This is a genomic window from Streptomyces xiamenensis, from assembly GCF_000993785.3.
Classification (GTDB): Bacteria; Actinomycetota; Actinomycetes; order Streptomycetales; family Streptomycetaceae; genus Streptomyces; species Streptomyces xiamenensis.
Window position 1 is genome coordinate 4,111,799 of sequence record NZ_CP009922.3, and the last position, 17,937, is coordinate 4,129,735.

The window sequence follows — 17,937 nt, forward strand, 5'->3', positions numbered from 1 at the left end:
CGGCTTCAGTCGCTGATGCGCGCTACGGATGCGGTGAAGTGCGACCATGAGTCCGGACTTACGGTGAGGATGGGGCCAGTGAGGTTCTTGGAATCACGGATGTGCACGGTGTCACCCGGGCAGCGGGCCACCTCGACGCAGGCGCCGCCGTTGTCGCCGCTGTAGCTGGACTTCTGCCAGGTGTAGGCCACCTCCAGGCAGTTGCCGCCCTCAGTGCCGCTGTAGCTGCTCTTGAACCAGGTCAGTGTGCTGTTCATGACTCTCCTAGCAACCGGTCCAACAGGCGCTTGCTCTCCTCCGGGTTGAGAGCCTGTGACCGCAGCATTGCATATTTCTGCGACAGGATGCTCACCTCATAGGGATCTTGGAAGAGATGGCTGCCGCGCTGTGTCTCGGTGTAGCCGAGGTGCTGGTGATCAGGTGTTTCCAGCAGAACGAACGGGCCGTCCAGGCCCGCATGGTGCTCTCGGCCAAGCGGCATGATCTGGATCGCCACCCCGGGCAGATCAGCACACTCCCGCAAATGACGGATCAGGTCGCGGTATACCTCCTGGCCACCGATCCTGTCGCTCAGCACCGCTTCCGAGAGGATGAAGCTGGCGTACAGCGGATCCGTGTCACGGCGAAGTACTGCTTGCCGCTGCAGTCGGGCAGCGACCTTGGTCTCGATGTCCTCGTCGGTCAATGTGGGGAGGGCATTCTGGAAGACGGCCCTCGCGTAAGCCCCGGTCTGGAGCAGTCCGGGAACCACCTGGTTCTCGTACGTGGAAAGGGAGACGGCCTCCTGCTCGTGGGCCACGAACTCCAGGACCCAGATCGGAAACTTGGCCTCGTCCGGCAGGTTGTCCACCATCACCCAGAGCACCCCCTTGGTCTCCAGGACATCGTCCAGCCGCTCCGCCAGGTGCGGGAGCAGGGGCCTTCTTCCCTGTTCGACGGAGGCGATGGTTTCCTGGGCCACGCACGCCCTCTCCGCGAGGGCGCTCTGGGAGAGGCCGGCGTGCGTGCGGAGTCGGCTGAGGACGGCGCCGACCGTCTTCATCGTCGTGGTGTGCTTCTTGCGCTGACTGCTCCTCGGGGCCATGTGATCCCACTCCCCACCGGGTTCCGTACCTGACCGAAATCCGCCCGTACGCTCACGCCGTACGGCTTCACGCACTGTTGGAGCTTATGCACGCAACACCACCGTTGGGGGCGTGGATGAGGACTTTCATCAGATCTGTGTACGCGAGCGGTTCTTCCGGCGCGACAAGCGCAACGTCTTCGCGGCTCGTCGGTTTGTCCGAAAAGCATTGAGCGACTGGCGGATCGAGCGGCGGGCCGACGAGGTACTGGTGTGTGTGAGCGAGTTGGCGACGAACGCGATCACGCACGGCGTGCCACCGGGCCGTGGCTTCTCCCTCCATCTCTGGCTCACCACCGACGCCGTCCTGCGCCTGGAGGTGCACGACAGCGGCGACGGGCGGCCACGGGTGCGCGACCTGGACGAGGGCGGGGAGACCGGACGCGGGCTGTGGCTGGTGGAGGCGCTGTCGGACTGCTGGGGGGTGGGGACCCGGGACCCCGGCAAGGTGGTGTGGTGCGAGTTCGTCCTCGATCAGGACGCCGTGCGCACCGCCCGGCTCGCCCCGCCCCCGGGCTGGCGCCTGGGCGGCGGCGAGCCGACGGTGCCATGACCCTGCGGACCTCCGGAGCGCTAACCGTCCTCGCACCGCTCCAGGTCCTGGAGGGACGGGCTGTCGCGGGATTCGCCGCCCAGGAGGTCCTGCAATTCGTTCTGGTAGAGCTGCTGCCAGCGCCCGTCCCGGATCACGTCGCGGATCACCCCGCACACCGTGTCGCGCAGTGCGCCCTCGTCGGACTGGAGGCCGACGCCGTAGCGTTCCGTGGTGAAGGAGCGGGGGAGCATCTCCAGTTCGTCCGGGTGCTGGGCCTGGAATCCGGCCAGGATGAGATCGTCCGTGATCACCGCGTCGTAGGTGCGGTCCAGGAGCAGGTTCACACACGTGTCGTAGTCCGACCGGGTGTCCACCACGAACCTCCCCGGCCAGTCCTGTTCCAGGGCGCCCACCGATGTCGAGTTGTCGCCGGTGCACACCCGGGTGCCCTGCGGGAAGTCCGCCGGACCCGAGACGTCCTCGTACATGCCCTGTCGCATGAGCATCGTCTGGCCGGTGATGAAGTACGGGCCGGCGAACGTGACGCCCTCCGCCTGGCGTTCGGGCGTGATGCTGTACGTGGCGACGACCAGGTCCAGCTGCCGCTGGCCCAGCAGCTTCTCCCGGTTCACGCTCGACACGGGCACGAACTGCACCTCGGTGTCCGGGTCGAAGCCCAGGTCCGTGGCGATCAGTTTGGCGAACTCGATGTCGAAGCCGCGCCATTCGCCGTCGACCAGCTCGCTCATACCGGGCTGCCCCGACTTCACGCCGATCCGCAGCAGACCCCGGGTCTCCGCGCCCTGGATGGTGGGCGAGGTGTGGGACAGCCCGCCCCCGCCTCCGGGGCCCCACAGCAGCCAGCCGCCGCCCGCCAGCAGCGCGAGGACCAGGGCGATCGCCGCGGCCGGCGCCCACCGGCGGCGGGAGCCCACCGGCGGCGGGAGTTCCGGTGGCGGCTCCTTCGGCGGTCCGGGGATCGCGGGCGGTTCCTCGCGGGCGATCCGGCGCAGCCCGTCCTCCGCCTCCTGCGCCGATATCCGGTGCCGGGGCAGCTTGCGCAGCAGGCCCTCGATCAGCGGTGCCAGCGGACCCGCGTACCGCATGGGCGGGGTCGGGGAGTTGAGCGCCGCCTGCTGGATCTCCAGGGCGTCCAGGCCGCCGAACGGCGGTCGGCCCTCCACCATTTCGTACAGCGTGACGCCCAGCGACCACAGGTCGGAGGCCTGTGAGGCCCTGCGTTCGGGCCCGGGCGAGAAGTGGCCCAGTTCGGGGGCGAGATAGCGCGGCGTGCCGATGACCGAGTGCGAGCGGGTGACCTGGGCCGCCCCCTCGAAGGTGGCTATGCCGAAGTCCATCAGCAGCGCCCTGCCGCCCCGCCGGAAGAGGATGTTGTGCGGTTTGACGTCGCGGTGCAGCACTCCGGCCGCGTGTACGGCGCGCAGGCCGCGCAGCACCTGGAGCGCGATCCGGGCCGCGCGGTGCACCGGGAGGCGGTCCTCCTCGCGCAGGATGTCGGCGAGCGAGCGGGGGTCGAGCAGTTCCATGACGATCCACACCTCGCCCTCGGCGCCGGTGCCGTCCTCCGCCTCCACCATCTCGGCCGCGCCCTCGATGATGTCGTGGACGGCGATGACGTTCTGGTGGCCGATGCGGGCGATGGCCTGGGCCTCGCGGCGGGCGCGTTCGACCAGCTCGGCCTGGGTGGACGGGTCGATACCGCCGCGCAGCAGCACGCCCTTGACCGCGACCGGCCGCCCCAGCCGGGTGTCCATGGCCTCCCACACCACGCCCATCCCGCCGCGGCCGAGCTGTCTGCGCAGCTGGTAGCGGCCGGCGATCACCGGGTACGGGCCGGGTGGTGGCAGGGGCTGGGTGGCGGTGGTGGGGGTCTCGACGGGTTCCGGCTGGTCCGGCCGGGTTCGGCCGGGCAGCTTGTACGTGTCGGGGTCGGGCTCGTGGCGCAGCCGTCTGGTCTCTTCGGCGTCGCCGCTTCCCGCCCCCGTTTCGTTGCCGTGCATGGGCCCCCACTCAATGAACGGTCAGTCCTGATCGTCAGGTTAGACACTCATCCGCAAAACATCAGGACCTCTTCCGGCATCGCCTCGCCCGGACGCGTAAAGTCCGCGGCCATGGCCACCTCAGAAGAAGCCACCGCCGCCGCCGCCCGGGACGCCTACGGGGCGATGTCCGGCCGCTACCTGGAGTTCGTCCAGGAGCAGTTCCCCCGGCAGGCGTACGACCTCGCCCTGCTCTCCGTCTTCGCCGATCTGGTCCGGGACGCCGGTCCGGTGGCCGACATCGGGTGCGGGCCCGGTCATGTGACGGCGCATCTGGACGGGCTCGGCGTCCGCGCCTTCGGGGTCGACCTGACCCCGGAGTTCATCGCGCTGGCCCGCGCCGCGTACCCGGGGCTGCGGTTCGAGACCGGCACCATGCTGGACCTGCGCTCGCACGTTCCCGCGGGAGGTTCGCTGGCCGGCGTGCTGGGCTGGTACTCGCTCATCCACCTCCCGCCCGCGCAGGTGCCGCGCGCGCTGGCCGAGTTCCACCGGGTGCTGGCCCCGGGCGGGCAGCTGCTGCTGGGCTTCCAGTCCACGGCGGCCGGTGCGGCGCCCGAGCCGGTGCCCTTCGATCACAAGGTGACGCCCGGCTGGCTGTGGCCGGTGGACACCTTCGCGGACGCGCTGACCGCCGCCGGGTTCACCGTCGGCCTGCGTTCGCTGCGCGAGCCCGGTGCCGACTCCCGCCGCCACCAGGGCTATCTGCTGGCGGTCAGGGAAGGCTGAGGCCGAACAGCTCCCGGCAGCCGTCCGTGAGCCCGTGCACCGTCACCGGGACCGTACGGTGCGCCTGCCAGTCGGCGCGGTCCACCCGCAGCCTCTGGAGGGTACGCGGGCGGCCCTGCACGGACGCGGTGGTGATGCCGTCGTCGCGGTAGCCGAGCCGGCGCGAGACGCCGAGTGAACGCGGGTTGTCGGTCATCGCCGCGGAGGTCATCGAGCGCGCGCCCAGACCCTCGAAGGCCAGGTGCAGAGCCGCCGCCCGCATCTCGGTGCCCAGGCCCCGGCCCTGGTGCGGCAGGCCCAGCCAGGAGCCGGTCTCGGCCTCCCCGGTCACCGCGAAGTCGGTGGCCATGAGGTCCTGGCGGCCGATGACGCGGCCCTCGTGCCGTACCGCCAGGCTCAGCGCCCACGCCTCCGGGCGCCAGGCGGCGACGGTGCCCAGCAGATGCTGGAAGGTGGCGCGCGCCCGCTGCTGCGGGGCGGCGTCGCTCCAGGGGAAGCTGAACGGCATGGCGCCGTCCTCGTGCACCCCGTTCCCCGCCACGGCCGCGAGCTCGGCCAGCTCCTCCAGGCCGGGCAGGCGCAGTTCAAGGCGGGGGGTGGTCAGGCGCAGGCCGTACAGCGGCCAGATCTGGTGCGGTTCCATCGTGTGATGCTGCCCGGGTCAGGCCCCGGGCGTCGAACGTTTTAGAGCCGTCCGGCGATGGTGCGCGCGACCTCCGCCGGGGGTGTGCGGGTGGTGTCCAGGACGTGTGCCTCGGTCCGCAGCCAGGGCAGGGCCGCCGTGTACCGCTCGATGTGGGCCAGCCGCCACTGTCTGGCCTCGGGGGTGCTGGTCTCCGGGGCGGTGTCGGCGTTGATCCGGTGGGCGAGCGTGCCGGGGTCGGTGTGCAGAACGAAGTGGTGCACGGGGACGGCGGGTTCGGTGGCGAAGCCGTTCGCCAGCTCGTCCCAGTACGCCCGGGTCAGCACCGTCTGCGGGATGATCAGCGGCCCGCCGCCGGTGAAGCCGAGCAGCTCCCGGGCGGTCGCCACGACCAGCGAACGCCACGGGTGCCACTCCTGGAAGTTCCGTGCCGGGTGCCGGCCGGCCAGGACACCTCGCAGCAGATAGCCGACCTGCTCGGCGTCGAAGACGTACGACCCCGGGAGCAGGCCGGCCAGGTGCCGGGTGGTGGTGGTCTTGCCGGCCCCGAAGGTGCCGTTCAGCCAGACGATCATGCTGCCCCAGGCTACGCGGGGCGCCGCCGCTGGGTGGGCTGATGGCCGTGCCGGATCGCGTTGCCGGCGTCGATGCCGTACGCCGCGTCCGCGCCGACCCGGCGCAGCCAGCGCCAGCCGTGCCGTATCCGTGCCTGAGCCCGAGTCGAGGTCCGCATGGGAAACCGCCACCTCCGCGTTAAGGTGTGTAGAGGAGTTACAGCGGTTACCGTACCAGGACGAGGTAAGGCATGAAAGTCTCTTTTTCCGATTACGCCGCCGGGGCGGGACTCGCCACCGACCTCGTCAACACCTCGCCCCTGGTGTGGAAGAGCGCCGGCGAGATGCTCGGCGACCCCGCCGGGCTGGCCGACTTCCTCAACGAACACGGCATCGACCACCCCACCCCCACCGCCGCCGACCTCCGCCAGGTCCACCACCTGCGCGATGACCTGCGCGCCGTCCTGGAAGCCGGCACCGAGGACGCGACCGCCGCCGGCGCCAACGCCCTGCTCACCCGCGCCACCACCGCCCCCGTGCTGGAACGCGACGCCGACCGGGAGTGGCAGTGGTACGTGGCCACCGACCCCGCCACTCCCCTCGCCGACCGGCTCGCCGTGCTCACCGGCACCGGCCTGCTCGGCACCCTGCGCACCCTGGGCCACACCCGCTTCCGGCCCTGCGCCTCGCCCACCTGCGACGGTCTGTTCGTGGACACCAGCCGTGCCGGGCGCCGCCGCTACTGCATGCCGGAGCTGTGCGGCAACCGCGCCAACGTCGCCCGGCACCGTGCCCGCAGCCGGCGGAAGGCCGAATCAGCCCGCGGCCACCGGTGAGAACGGCGGCCGGTCGCGCTCCGCGCCCGCCGAACGCCCCGTCCAGCGGTACTTCTCGGCGAAGCCCTCCTGCCGGGCCACCCCGTCCGGGCCGACCACCCGGACGCTGTCGGCCACGTAGTACGTGCCGTCGCCCAGCGCCTCGAAGCCGTACTGGCCGTGGAAGTCGAAGCCGTCACTCACCTTCAGCAGTTCACCGCGCTCACGCTCGGGCTGCCCCTTGATCTCCCCGCGCACCGGCCGCGCCGTGCCGTCGACCACGAAGAACGAGTAGTTCGGGAAACCGGCCTTCGCCCCCTCGTACACCGCCAGGAACCAGTCGCCGGTGTGGGGGTCGTACTCCAGGTTCTGCACCCCGTACCGGGTGTTGCCGGTGTACGCGAAGAACTTGCCGTCCGTACGGGACGGGCCGCTGTGGTGCGGGGCCGCCTGCGACAGCGGGCGCTCGTACCGCCGCCAGTCGCGCACGTCGTACTCCAGGATCACCTGGTGGTCGTTGTCGGTCCGCTCCGTGTTCGAGTAGACCCCGTACGCCACCTTCAGGGTGTCCCGGCCCTGCCCGGACCGCTTGCCGAACCCCGGCCCGAACGCCACCCCGTCGATGCCGCTGCACCCGTACCGGTGGTCGGCGGTGTCGCCCGTGTCACCGTCGAAATGGCCGTCACCATCCATGTCGGCGGTGAAGTCCTCGACCACCTCGGGCAGATACACGGCCGTCATCACGCCGTCCCGCTCGGCGTTCATGCCGACGCGGTCGACCTTGCGCACGTCGAAGATGGCGATGTAGAACGCCTCTTCCGCCTTGTACTCCAGCGAGCCGTAGACCCGGCCGTCCCGGGGGTTCAGGTCGAGATCCCCGAGGTGCCCGGTCAGGCCCTCCACCGTGCCGATGACGTCGCCGCGCAGATCCGTCTTCACCAGCATCTGCGTGAAGGACCAGTACATGAAGCCCTTCTCCCGGTCCACCGCCACTCCCTGGAGGTGGGAGGTGGGCCAGGCACCGCCGTTGATCTCGTTCGGGAGCGCGGGCAGCGGCGGCCTGCCCCGATCCTCCTCGGCCACCGCCGCCACCGCCGGTGTGACGGTGGTCAACAGCAGCCCGGACAGTACGGCAAGGACGGCGAGCTTTCGCATCATGGGGGCCTCCTCGGACACGTTGTACCGCGACATCCCGATCCTGGGGAGCGGGGATGAACACGGCGCGCCGCAGCGGCCGGCCCCCGGCGACGCCCGCGTGAACACGCGAGGGCGGCACGCTGGGCGTCACCGGGGTGCGGGCCGTAGGGCACTACGGGTCCTACGGGGGGCCGGCCGGGCCCTGGTCGCGGGCGGCGGTCAGCGCTGCGAGGCGACCGCCTCGCGCAGCGCCGCCAGCTCCGCGTACATCACCTCACCGGGGCAGTCCGTCTCCAGCCAGTCACGGTGCCCGCTGATCTCCGCGACGTCCTTCTCGACACCGTTGACCGGGTTCACGTAGGTGACGTCCGCCAGCGGGTCACGGCCGTGCAGCCGGAACGCCGTGCGCACCAGGCGCGTGAGAGAGGCGCGCGCCGCGTCCGTCGGAGGCCGCTCCGTCAGGTCGCCGAGCAGCGCGATGCCCAGGTTCCCGGAGTTGAAGCCGCCCACGTGGAAGGCGGTCACCAGGTCGCCGTCCTCGTTGTGCGCCGGAAGGCCGCCCTCGCCCGAGTAACGGCCCTCGTAGATCCGGCCCTCCTCGTCGATGAGGAAGTGGTAGCCGATGTCGCCCCAGTCGTTGGTGATCGCGTGGAACTCGTAGATCCCGCGCACCGTGGCCGCCGGGTCCGGGTCGTCGTTCGGCGTGACGGTGTGGTGCACCGTCAGGGTCTGGAACGCGTAGAACGCGGTGGGGGTGTTCTCGCTGCCGTCCGGCAGGAAACGCAGCGACTCGTCCGCGCCCCAGGCCGCCCGGGAGAGGTACTCCACGCCGCGCACCCGGGTCGGGTCCGTGGGCACCGGGATCTCGTGGCGCGGGCCGCGCGCGGTGTCCAGGGCCACCGACACCAGGTCGGTGGCCCCCTGTGGCGCCCGCAGTTCGTAACCGGTGGCCTGCCGGGCGGCCACCAGCAGCCGGCCGCCGTTGCTGTCGGAACAGCCGCCGCCGCTCAGCGGCGTCCACGTCGCGCCGGCCTCGTCACCGTCCGCGCCGGTGAACCGTATGCCGCCGCCGGTGGCGTGACGGGCGCCGGCCCAGGCGACACCGACGAAGCCGATCGGGAAGGCGGTGCGCACCGCCTCCTCGCCGGTGGCCGCCGCGCTGCGGGTCTTCGGGAACGACTGCGGCGTCGTACCGGCCGGTGCCGCGTCACCGGCCTTGCCGGCGCCGTCGCCGTCGCCGTCACCGGAGCCGCCCGTCGCCGCGATGACCGCCGGGGTCACCACGGCGCCCGCCGCCACCGCGCCGGCGGTGCCGATCAGCGCCCGGCGGGTGACCCGCGAGGCGGGCCGGTGGGAGGCGGGGGTGTGGGGGATGTGGGGGATTCGGGCATGTAAAGGTCCTTGTCGCCTTGTGCAGTACGGGAGTTCGGACCCCTCCATGCTTAGCAGACAGGCGGGCCGGGGCCGCTCACCGGGCCAGCGGGCCCGCCGTGAGTGCGCGGTTGCCTGCGTGACATCTGAGGCAATCGCCACGGACATCCGGCCCGTCTACGGTGCCCGTGCAGACACACCCCCGAGGGAGGCGCCATGACAGGACCAGCACCACAGGCGGGAGCCGGGCCGGCCCCGGCCGCCGGAGCCCGCACCCGTCGCCCCGGCGGGCGCTGGATCCAGGACTGGGACCCCGAGGACGAGCGGTTCTGGGCCGAGAAGGGCGAACGCATCGCCCGCCGCAACCTCGCCTTCTCCATCCTCTCCGAGCACATCGGCTTCTCCATCTGGACCCTGTGGTCGGTCCTGGTGCTGTTCATGGGCCCGGAGTACGGCATCGACGCGGCCGGCAAGTTCTTCCTCGTCTCGGTCGCCACCCTCGTCGGCGCGATCGTCCGCGTCCCGTACACCTTCGCCGTCGCCCGGTTCGGGGGCCGCAACTGGACGGTGGTCTCCGCCGCCATGCTGCTGCTGCCCACCGCCGCCGCCTGGATCGTGATGGAACCGGGCACCTCGTACACCACCTTCCTGCTGGTGGCAGTCCTCACCGGCGTCGGCGGCGGCAACTTCGCCTCCTCCATGACCAACATCAACTCCTTCTTCCCGCTGCGGAAGAAGGGCTGGGCGCTCGGCCTCAACGCGGGCGGGGGCAACATCGGCGTGCCCGTCATCCAGCTCGCCGGCCTGCTGGTCATCGCCACCGCGGGGGACGGCAGCCCGCGCGTGCTGCTCGCCGTCTACGCCCCGCTCATCGTGCTCGCCGCCGTCCTCGCCTGGCGCCACATGGACAACCTGGAGACCGTCACCAACGACACCGGCGCCGCGCGCGAATCGGTGCGCGACGGCCACACCTGGATCATGTCGTTCCTGTACATCGGCACCTTCGGCTCGTTCATCGGCTACAGCTTCGCCTTCGGGCTCGTGCTCCAGAACCAGTTCGACCGCACCCCGCTCCAGGCCGCCTCCATCACCTTCCTCGGCCCGCTGCTCGGCTCGCTCATCCGGCCCGTCGGCGGCGCGTTGGCGGACCGGTTCGGCGGGGCGCGCATCACCCTGTACACCTTCTGTGGCATGGCGGCGGCCACCGGCGTGGTGATCCTGGCCTCGGGGAGTGAGTCGCTGCCGGTCTTCCTGGTCGGCTTCATCGCCCTGTTCGTCCTCACCGGACTCGGCAACGGCTCGACGTACAAGATGATCCCCGGCATCTACCACGCCAAGGCGCACGCGCTCGGCCTCACCGGCGAGGCCGCGGCGGCCTACGGGCGGCGGCTGTCCGGCGCGGCCATCGGGCTGATCGGCGCGGTGGGCGCGCTCGGCGGCCTCGGCATCAACCTCGCCTTCCGCCAGTCCTTCCTGTCCACCGGCACCGGCACCGCCGCGTTCGTGTCCTTCCTCGCCTTCTACGTGGCATGCTGCGTGGTCACCTGGGTCGTATACCTGCGCGGCACGGGCACCGGCCGCCCGCAGGACGGCGGGACGGCCGATACCGGCGGACAGCGCGCACAACCCGCCTACGCGGGGGTGTGACGGCGGCCCGCGGCGTTACACCCGGGAAACCTGACGGGAGCAGCCCTGTCACCGGCCGTTGACAGGCTGGTCCGCCAGGCTCGACACCCTCTTGCCCCTTGGGAACCACCAGATGCAGCGAGACCCCCAGCCGATCGACCCCCTGGCCGGATTCACGGTCGGGGTGACCGCCGCACGACGGGCGGAGGAACTGATCGCCCTGCTGCGGCGGCGCGGCGCCGAGGTGGTGCACGCCCCGGCGCTGCGGATCGTCCCGCTCTCCGACGACGACGAACTGCTGCACGCCACCCGGGAGCTGACCACCCACCCGCCGGACGTGGTGATCGCCACCACCGCGATCGGCTTCCGGGGGTGGGTGGAGGCCGCCGAGGGCTGGGGCGTCGGGCAGGAACTGCTCGCCACCCTGGGACGCTCCGAGGTGCTGGCGCGCGGCCCCAAGGTGCGCGGCGCCATCCGGGCGGCCGGGCTCACCGAGGAGTGGTCACCCGCCTCCGAATCGATGGCCGAGGTCCTCGCGCGGCTGCTGGACGGCGGCGTCCAGGGCCGCCGGATCGCGCTCCAGCTGCACGGCGAGCCGCTGCCCGGCTTCATCGAGGCGCTGCGCGAGGCCGGGGCACAGGTGGTGGAGGTCCCCGTCTACCGCTGGATGCCGCCGCAGGACATCGCCCCCGTGGACCGGCTCATCGACGTGGCCCTGGCGGGCGGCCTGGACGCCCTGACCTTCACCAGCGCCCCGGCGGCGGCCTCCCTGCTGCGCCGGGCGGAGGAACGCGGGCTGCTGGAACCCCTGTTGGAGTCCCTTCGCCGGGACGTGCTGGCGGCCTGCGTGGGCCCGGTCACCGCACTGCCGCTGGAATCACGGGACGTACCGGTACGGCACCCCGAACGCTTCCGGCTGGGCCCCCTGGTGCAACTGCTGTGCACCGAACTCCCCACCCGCGCACGGGTGCTGCCGGTGGCCGGACGGCGGATGGAGGTACGCGGCCACGCGGCGGTGATCGACGGCGAACTGCGGCCGGTGCCGCCCGCCGGGATGGCGCTGCTGCGGGCCCTGGCCAGGCGCCCCGGCTGGGTGGTGCCGCGCGGTGAACTGCTGCGGGCCCTGCCGGGCGCGGGCCGCGACGAGCACGCGGTGGAGACGGCGATGGCCCGGCTGCGCACCGCGCTCGGTGCCCCGACGATCATTCAGACGGTCGTCAAGCGCGGGTACCGCCTGGCGCTCGACCCCACGGCGGGGGACGGCGACAAGTACGCCGGATGACCGCAGCGCGGCCCGGCGGCCGGGCACACCGAACCGCCCGCTCCACACCCGCCATGTTTGCCCGGGCACAGGCCGAGGCCATCACCATGGCAGCGCGGCGCAGCGCAGCGCGGTGCAGTGCGGCGCGAGGCGGCGGCACGAGGGACGCGGGAGGGACCATGGGGCACCGCTGGTACCGGGGCGACTGCCATGTGCACTCGGTGTACTCGGACGGCACGCTGACCCCCCGGCTGCTGCTGGCCGCCGCCCGCGCCGCCGGACTCGACTTCCTGGCCGGCACCGACCACAACACCGCGGACGCGCACGGCGCCTGGCCGCGCACCCCCGGCGACCCGCTCGTGATCCCGGGGGAGGAGGTCACCACCGCCACCGGCCACTGGCTGGCACTCGGCCTGCCGCCCGGCCGGCTCATCGACTGGCGCTACGGCGTGCGCGACGGCGTCCTGCACCGGCACCTGGACGAGGTGCACGCCGTCGGCGGCCTGTGCGTGGCCGCCCACCCCCACGCGCCCTACCCCTCCGGCACGTTCATGTATCCCTACGAGGGCTTCGACGCCGTCGAGGTGTGGAACGGGCCGTGGACCTCGCGGGTGCCGTGGCAGGCCGACAACGAGGCGGCGCTGGCCGAATGGGGCCGGGGGCTGGCGGCCGGCGTGCACGGCGGCCGGTGGCGGCCCGCGCTGGGCGGCAGCGACACCCACCTGGAGGGGCAGCTCGGCATCCCGCACACCGTCGTACGCGCCGAGTCGCCCGGCCAGGCAGCGCTGCTGGCCGGGCTGCGTGCCGGGCACAGCTGGATCGCCGCCTCCGCGGCGGTCACGCTGGACTTCTCGGCCGTGGCGGGGGCCGGGGACACGGCACGCCGCGCGGGCCCCGGCGACCGGCTGACGGCGGCCGTCGATGAGCCCTGCCTGGTCAGGGCGGCGATACACGGCGTGCCGCACGCGACGGTCACCTTCCACACCGAGCTGGGCGCCGCGCACCGTGCCACACTGCCCGCCTCGGGGACCGGCACCGTCGAATGGCACACCGGGCCACGGGAGTCGGGGTTCGTGCGGGCCGAGGTGCGCGACGCGGACGGCGCGATGGCGGCGCTGAGCAATCCGGTGCTTCTGGGGGCGGCCTGAGACAAGCGCGCCGCAGGCTTCGCGTACCGTAGTGCGCCGTTCTTCAGTGCAGTGCATATGCCAGTGCGCAGGTCAGAAGGGGGCCGAGGTCGTGGACGTACGGGAACGGGAGGTCCTTGGCGAGCAACGGCACCTCGACACCGTGTACGGGCGGCTTGAGGAGAAGATCCACGAGGCCGAGTTCCTGATGGCGGATGCCGCCAAGCGCGTGCAGGTCGGCACCCCGGGCGCGCTGGCCGAGCGCGACGCGCAGGTCTTCCAGGCCGGGATGCACCTGTCCCGGCTGAACAACGAGTTCGAGGACTTCCTCTTCGGCCGCATCGACCTGCTCGCCGGCCAGGACGGACGGCGCGGCCCCGACGGGGCGCTGACCTCGGTGGACCCCGCCGAGGACGCCGTCCGCCCGGGCCCCGACGGTGAGCCGGCCGCCGAAATCGCCGAGACCCTGCACATCGGACGGCTGGGCGTGCTCGACGCCGAGTACGTCCCGCTGGTCATCGACTGGCGCGCCCCCGCCGCCGCCCCGTTCTACCGCGCCACCCCGGTCGCCCCCGGCCGCGTCGTGCGGCGCCGCGTCATCCGCAGCAAGGGCCGCCGCGTCCTGGGCGTCGAGGACGACCTGCTCCGCCCCGAGCTGCGCGCCACCCTGGCCGGCGAGGAACTGCCGGTGGTCGGCGACGGCGCGCTGATGGCGGCCCTGGGGCGCACCAGGGGCCACCGGATGACCGACATCGTGGCCTCCATCCAGGCCGAGCAGGACGAGGTGATCCGCGCCCCCGCCGTCTCCGTCACCGAGGTGACCGGCGGCCCCGGCACCGGCAAGACCGCCGTCGCCCTGCACCGCGCCGCCTACCTGCTGTACCAGGACCGGCGCCGCTACGCGGGCGGCATCCTGATCGTCTCGCCCACTCCGCTGCTGGTCTCGTACACCGAGGGCGTGCTGCCCGCGCTCGGTGAGGAGGGCCAGGTCGTCATCCGGGCGCTGGGCTCGCTGGTGGAGGGCGTCGAGGCGCAGGCGTACGACGAGCCGCCCGTCGCCCGGGTCAAGGGCTCCGCCGCCATGGCGCGCGTGCTGTCCCGCGCGGCGCGCGGCGCCGTGGACACGCCCAAGGCGCCCGAGCGGCTCCGCGTCGTCGCCTTCAACGCCCGCGTCGAACTCGACGCCGCCGACCTCGACCGCGTACGGCAGCAGGCCCTCGGCGGCACCGCCCCCGTCAACCTGCTCCGGCCCCGCGCCCGCCGTCTCCTGCTGGACGCCCTGTGGCACAAGTCGGGCGCCGCCGCCCGCCGCTACGGCGACGCCGAACTCGCCCAGGAGGCCCGCGACGGCTTCAACGAGGACATCTCCACCGAGGACGCCTTCACCGACTTCCTCGACGCCTGGTGGCCCGAGGTCACCCCGCTGCAGGTGCTGCGCGCCATGGCGGACGAGTCCCGGCTCGGCCGCTGGGCACGCCGCCTGCTGCGCCCGCGCGAGGTGCGCCAGCTGGCGCGCTCGCTGCGCCGCGTCACCCCCGACGGCGGCGGCCTCTCCGTCCACGACATCGCGCTGCTGGACGAACTGCGGCAGCTGCTGGGCACCCCCTCCCGGCCCAGGGAACGGGAGCGGCGCGAGGCCGACCCGCTGGACCTGCTCACCGGCCTGGAGGAGCTGAGCACGTACGCCGACCGGCTCGGCCCCTCACGCCGGGAGCGGCGCGAGCGCCGCGAGCAGGAGGGGGAGCGCGCCGACTACGCGCACATCATCGTGGACGAGGCGCAGGACCTCACCCCGATGCAGTGGCGGATGGTGGGCCGCCGGGGCCGCCAGGCGACCTGGACGATCGTCGGCGACCCGGCGCAGAGCTCGTGGTCGGCGCCCGAGGAGGCGGCGGCCGAGAAGGACGGCGCGCTGGGCACCCGCCCGCGGCGCCGCTTCGAGCTGACCGTGAACTACCGCAACCCGGCCGAGATCGCCCAGGTCGCCGACCGGGTGCTGGCGCTGGCCATGCCGGGCACGGTGCCGCCCCGCGCGGTGCGCGCCACCGGGGTGCGCCCGGTGTACGAGGTGGCGGTGGGCCGGGACGGCGCGCCGGAGCGCAGCCCGGGCGAGGCGGCCGTGCGGGCGGCGGCCGAGCGGCTGCTGGCGGAGGTGGAGGGCACCGTCGGCGTGGTGGTGGCGATGGGCCGCCGCGCGCAGGTGCGTGGCTGGCTGGCGGGCGCGGGGGAGCGGCTGCTGGTGCTCGGCTCCCTGGAGGCCAAGGGGCTGGAGTACGACGCCACGCTGGTGGTGAGCCCGGCGGAGATCGCGGACGAGTCCCCGGTGGGGCTGCGGGTGCTGTACGTGGCGCTCACCCGGGCGACGCAGCGGCTGACCGTCCTGGCCGGTGCCGCGGACGACCCCGACGGGGACGGGGTGCCCGATCTGCTCAGGGAGACCTGACAGGCATATGCGCCGCGCGTATGAGGTAGAACGAGGAACGAGCGATTCGGCGGCGGAACGCTCTAGTTGTGTTCTGCTGTGGTTTGTTACGCTTTAGGTGGCACCGGCCCGATCCATGCCCCCGGGCCCAACCATTGTCGCTACGAGCGACCACTTGCCGCGAGGCGAGCTGGCGGGTCGGTGTCAAGACTTTTCTCACACTCTCTCCCTCACCCCGGTGCCGTACGCACCCCTTGCGTTGTTACGGTCATATAGGTCGATCCCCCTGGGTTACCGGCTACTCCACGGTAGGTGCGACCATTCGGGGGCACGCGTGAAGGTGAAAGTGAAGGAAGTCGGCTCATGGCAACGGCGCCCAGCGTCTCGTACTCGATGACCGTTCGGCTGGAAGTTCCGGCCAGCGGCACGGCGGTCAGTCAGCTCACCACGGTCGTGGAGTCCTCCGGGGGTTCCGTCACCGGTCTCGACGTCACCGCGTCCGGCCACGAGAAGCTGCGTATCGACGTCACGATCGCCGCCTCCTCCACGGCGCACGCGGACGAGATCGTGCAAAAGCTCCGGGGCATCGAGGGCGTCGCGCTCGGCAAGGTCTCCGACCGTACGTTTCTGATGCACCTCGGCGGCAAGATCGAGATGACGTCGAAACACCCGATTCGCAATCGCGACGACCTCTCGATGATCTACACCCCCGGCGTGGCCCGGGTGTGCACCCAGATCGCCGCCCACCCCGAGGACGCCCGGCGCCTGACCATCAAGCGCAACAGCGTCGCCGTGGTCACCGACGGCTCCGCCGTCCTGGGCCTGGGCAACATCGGCCCGCAGGCCGCGCTGCCCGTCATGGAGGGCAAGGCGGCCCTCTTCAAGCGGTTCGCCGGCATCGACGCCTGGCCGATCTGCCTGGACACCCAGGACACCGACGCCATCGTCGAGGTCGTCAAGGCGATCGCCCCCGGTTTCGCGGGCATCAACCTCGAAGACATCTCCGCCCCGCGCTGCTTCGAGATCGAGGCGCGGCTGCGCGAGGCCCTGGACATCCCGGTCTTCCACGACGACCAGCACGGCACCGCCATCGTCGTACTCGCCGCGCTGCACAACGCGCTGCGCGTCGTCGACAAGGAACTCGCCGACGTCCGCGTGGTGATGTCCGGCGCCGGCGCGGCCGGCACCGCGATCCTCAAGCTGCTGCTGGCGGCCGGCGTCAAGCACGCCGTCGTCACCGACATCCACGGCGTCGTGCACGCGGGCCGCACCGACCTGGTGGACGCCGAACCCGGCACCCCGCTGCGCTGGATCGCCGACAACACCAACCCCGACGGCGTCACCGGCACCCTCAAGGACGCCATCGTCGGCGCCGACGTCTTCGTCGGGGTCTCGGCCCCCAACGTGCTGGACGCCGACGACGTCGCGGCCATGGCCGACGACTCCATCGTGTTCGCGCTCGCCAACCCCGACCCGGAGATCGACCCGGCCATCGCGCGGCAGACCGCCGCCGTGGTGGCCACCGGCCGCTCGGACTTCCCCAACCAGATCAACAACGTGCTGGTCTTCCCCGGGGTCTTCCGCGGTCTGCTCGACGCGCAGTCACGCACCGTCAACACCGCGATGATGCTGGCCGCCGCCCGCGCGCTGGCCGATGTCGTGGGCGAGGACGAGCTGAACGCCAACTACATCGTGCCGTCGGTGTTCAACGAGAAGGTCTCCGGCGCGGTCTCCGGCGCCGTCCGCGAGGCCGCCCAGGCCACCCACGCCGCCGAGGCGTAGGCCACACCGCGCGGCCCGCAGCGGCCCGCACACGGCTCCGTACGGCCCCGGCACCGGCCCGCCCCCGGCGAGTCGGTTGCCGGGGCCACCGGCGCCCCCCGTAGGGTGATGCGGAGGCTGAGCCCCGGGACGGACGCCAGGACTCTTCGTGTGACACCGCGGGCGCCGGATTGGCCTTCACACCACTGGTGGGGGCAGGATGCGTATCCGGGCGCGAGGGTCACCAAAGCTGACCCGGGTCCGGGAACTGTCCGAGGGTCCTGGCAGCATCGGCTTCGATCTCACGCCTCATCGGCAAGGAAGAACACGGGAGTACGAAATATGAACCGCAGTGAGCTGGTGGCCGCTCTGTCCGAGCGTGCCGAGGTGACCCGGAAGGACGCCGACGCTGTACTGGCGGCCTTCGCGGAGATCACCGGGGAGATCGTGTCCAAGGGCGACGAGAAGGTCACCATCCCCGGCTTCCTGACCTTCGAGCGGACCCACCGCGCGGCGCGTACCGCCCGCAACCCGCAGACCGGCGAGCCGATCCAGATCCCCGCCGGGTACAGCGTCAAGGTCTCCGCGGGCTCCAAGCTCAAGGAAGCCGCCAAGGGCAAGTGACCCTGAGCGCAGGCTCTGGGCAGTACCACCGGCAGTAGGCACCGCGAGGAGCCGCTGACCGTGGTGGTGAACGTATGAGGGTGGCCCCCAGCCAGGGGGCCACCCTCTTCGTCGTCCGTGTACGGCGCGTGTCCCGCGTCCCACCCCCG

At 72.2% G+C, this 17,937-nt stretch carries 17 protein-coding genes; 9 read left to right on the forward strand and 8 right to left on the reverse strand.

Annotated elements, in window-relative coordinates; genetic code table 11:
* Positions 1 to 5: 5 nt before the first annotated feature.
* Both SXIM_RS19105 and SXIM_RS19110 read right to left on the reverse strand, forming a co-directional pair.
* A complete protein-coding gene (locus SXIM_RS19105) occupies positions 6 to 257 on the reverse strand; it encodes a DUF397 domain-containing protein (RefSeq protein ID WP_030737033.1) in 252 nt (83 codons plus the stop codon).
* On the reverse strand, positions 254 to 1,042 hold the full coding sequence (locus SXIM_RS19110) for a helix-turn-helix domain-containing protein (protein ID WP_046725781.1): 789 nt from the start codon (positions 1,040 to 1,042) through the stop codon (positions 254 to 256). The genes SXIM_RS19105 and SXIM_RS19110 overlap by 4 nt, the downstream gene beginning before the upstream one ends.
* Positions 1,043 to 1,196: 154 nt before the next feature.
* Between SXIM_RS19110 and SXIM_RS19115 the strand changes: the two genes are divergently transcribed.
* The gene (locus SXIM_RS19115; protein WP_107073946.1) at positions 1,197 to 1,676 is read left to right on the forward strand and encodes an ATP-binding protein; all 480 of its coding nucleotides are present in this window, start codon (positions 1,197 to 1,199) and stop codon (positions 1,674 to 1,676) included.
* A gap of 20 nt (positions 1,677 to 1,696) precedes the next feature.
* Here SXIM_RS19115 and SXIM_RS19120 read toward each other — a convergent pair whose 3' ends face one another.
* The gene (locus SXIM_RS19120) at positions 1,697 to 3,679 is read right to left on the reverse strand and encodes a bifunctional serine/threonine-protein kinase/glutamate ABC transporter substrate-binding protein (protein WP_052385428.1); all 1,983 of its coding nucleotides are present in this window, start codon (positions 3,677 to 3,679) and stop codon (positions 1,697 to 1,699) included.
* 111 nt (positions 3,680 to 3,790) lie between these two features.
* On the opposite strand from SXIM_RS19120, the gene SXIM_RS19125 reads away from it, so the two are divergent.
* Entirely contained in the window at positions 3,791 to 4,447 is a 657-nt protein-coding gene (locus tag SXIM_RS19125; RefSeq protein ID WP_046724752.1) for a class I SAM-dependent methyltransferase, read from the forward strand.
* Here SXIM_RS19125 and SXIM_RS19130 read toward each other — a convergent pair.
* From SXIM_RS19130 to SXIM_RS27510, 3 genes are read right to left on the reverse strand one after another with little or no spacing between them, the layout of a single operon-like run.
* Positions 4,434 to 5,090 carry a GNAT family N-acetyltransferase gene (locus SXIM_RS19130; protein WP_030737020.1) on the reverse strand — a complete coding sequence of 219 codons (657 nt, stop codon included), beginning with the start codon at positions 5,088 to 5,090 and terminating at the stop codon, positions 4,434 to 4,436. The two genes, SXIM_RS19125 and SXIM_RS19130, sit on opposite strands and share 14 nt — an antisense overlap.
* A 41-nt stretch (positions 5,091 to 5,131) precedes the next feature.
* Entirely contained in the window at positions 5,132 to 5,665 is a 534-nt protein-coding gene (locus SXIM_RS19135; RefSeq protein ID WP_046724753.1) for an AAA family ATPase, read from the reverse strand.
* An 11-nt stretch (positions 5,666 to 5,676) separates the two neighbouring features.
* Complete coding sequence (locus SXIM_RS27510; protein ID WP_158708079.1) at positions 5,677 to 5,823, reverse strand: hypothetical protein; 147 nt, start codon at positions 5,821 to 5,823, stop codon at positions 5,677 to 5,679.
* 72 nt (positions 5,824 to 5,895) lie between these two features.
* On the opposite strand from SXIM_RS27510, the gene SXIM_RS19140 reads away from it, so the two are divergent.
* Positions 5,896 to 6,480, forward strand: a complete 585-nt coding sequence (locus SXIM_RS19140) for a CGNR zinc finger domain-containing protein (protein WP_030737016.1) — start codon at positions 5,896 to 5,898, stop codon at positions 6,478 to 6,480.
* Here the strand turns inward: SXIM_RS19140 and SXIM_RS19145 are convergent.
* Together SXIM_RS19145 and SXIM_RS19150 are read right to left on the reverse strand one after the other, a co-directional pair.
* A complete protein-coding gene (locus SXIM_RS19145; RefSeq protein WP_046725783.1) occupies positions 6,460 to 7,614 on the reverse strand; it encodes a hypothetical protein in 1,155 nt (384 codons plus the stop codon). The genes SXIM_RS19140 and SXIM_RS19145 overlap by 21 nt on opposite strands.
* Positions 7,615 to 7,815: 201 nt before the next feature.
* Positions 7,816 to 9,036 (reverse strand): peptidoglycan recognition protein family protein, encoded by a 1,221-nt coding sequence (locus SXIM_RS19150; protein ID WP_078846980.1) that lies wholly within the window; start codon positions 9,034 to 9,036, stop codon positions 7,816 to 7,818.
* A gap of 147 nt (positions 9,037 to 9,183) precedes the next feature.
* On the opposite strand from SXIM_RS19150, the gene SXIM_RS19155 reads away from it, so the two are divergent.
* The 6 genes from SXIM_RS19155 (at position 9,184) to SXIM_RS19180 (ending at position 17,788) form a co-directional block, all read left to right on the forward strand.
* Complete coding sequence (locus SXIM_RS19155; RefSeq protein WP_030737010.1) at positions 9,184 to 10,614, forward strand: nitrate/nitrite transporter; 1,431 nt, start codon at positions 9,184 to 9,186, stop codon at positions 10,612 to 10,614.
* Between the two features lie 112 nt (positions 10,615 to 10,726).
* Positions 10,727 to 11,875, forward strand: coding sequence for a uroporphyrinogen-III synthase (locus tag SXIM_RS19160; protein ID WP_030736994.1), 1,149 nt, complete (start codon positions 10,727 to 10,729; stop codon positions 11,873 to 11,875).
* A gap of 158 nt (positions 11,876 to 12,033) precedes the next feature.
* Positions 12,034 to 13,002 (forward strand): CehA/McbA family metallohydrolase, encoded by a 969-nt coding sequence (locus SXIM_RS19165; protein WP_078635767.1) that lies wholly within the window; start codon positions 12,034 to 12,036, stop codon positions 13,000 to 13,002.
* A gap of 91 nt (positions 13,003 to 13,093) precedes the next feature.
* Complete coding sequence (locus tag SXIM_RS19170) at positions 13,094 to 15,424, forward strand: HelD family protein (RefSeq protein WP_174864328.1); 2,331 nt, start codon at positions 13,094 to 13,096, stop codon at positions 15,422 to 15,424.
* A gap of 342 nt (positions 15,425 to 15,766) precedes the next feature.
* Positions 15,767 to 17,185: an NAD-dependent malic enzyme gene (locus SXIM_RS19175; RefSeq protein WP_030736988.1), complete on the forward strand. Its 1,419-nt coding sequence runs from the start codon at positions 15,767 to 15,769 to the stop codon at positions 17,183 to 17,185.
* A gap of 321 nt (positions 17,186 to 17,506) precedes the next feature.
* Entirely contained in the window at positions 17,507 to 17,788 is a 282-nt protein-coding gene (locus SXIM_RS19180; protein ID WP_019433197.1) for an HU family DNA-binding protein, read from the forward strand.
* Positions 17,789 to 17,937: the final 149 nt, after the last annotated feature.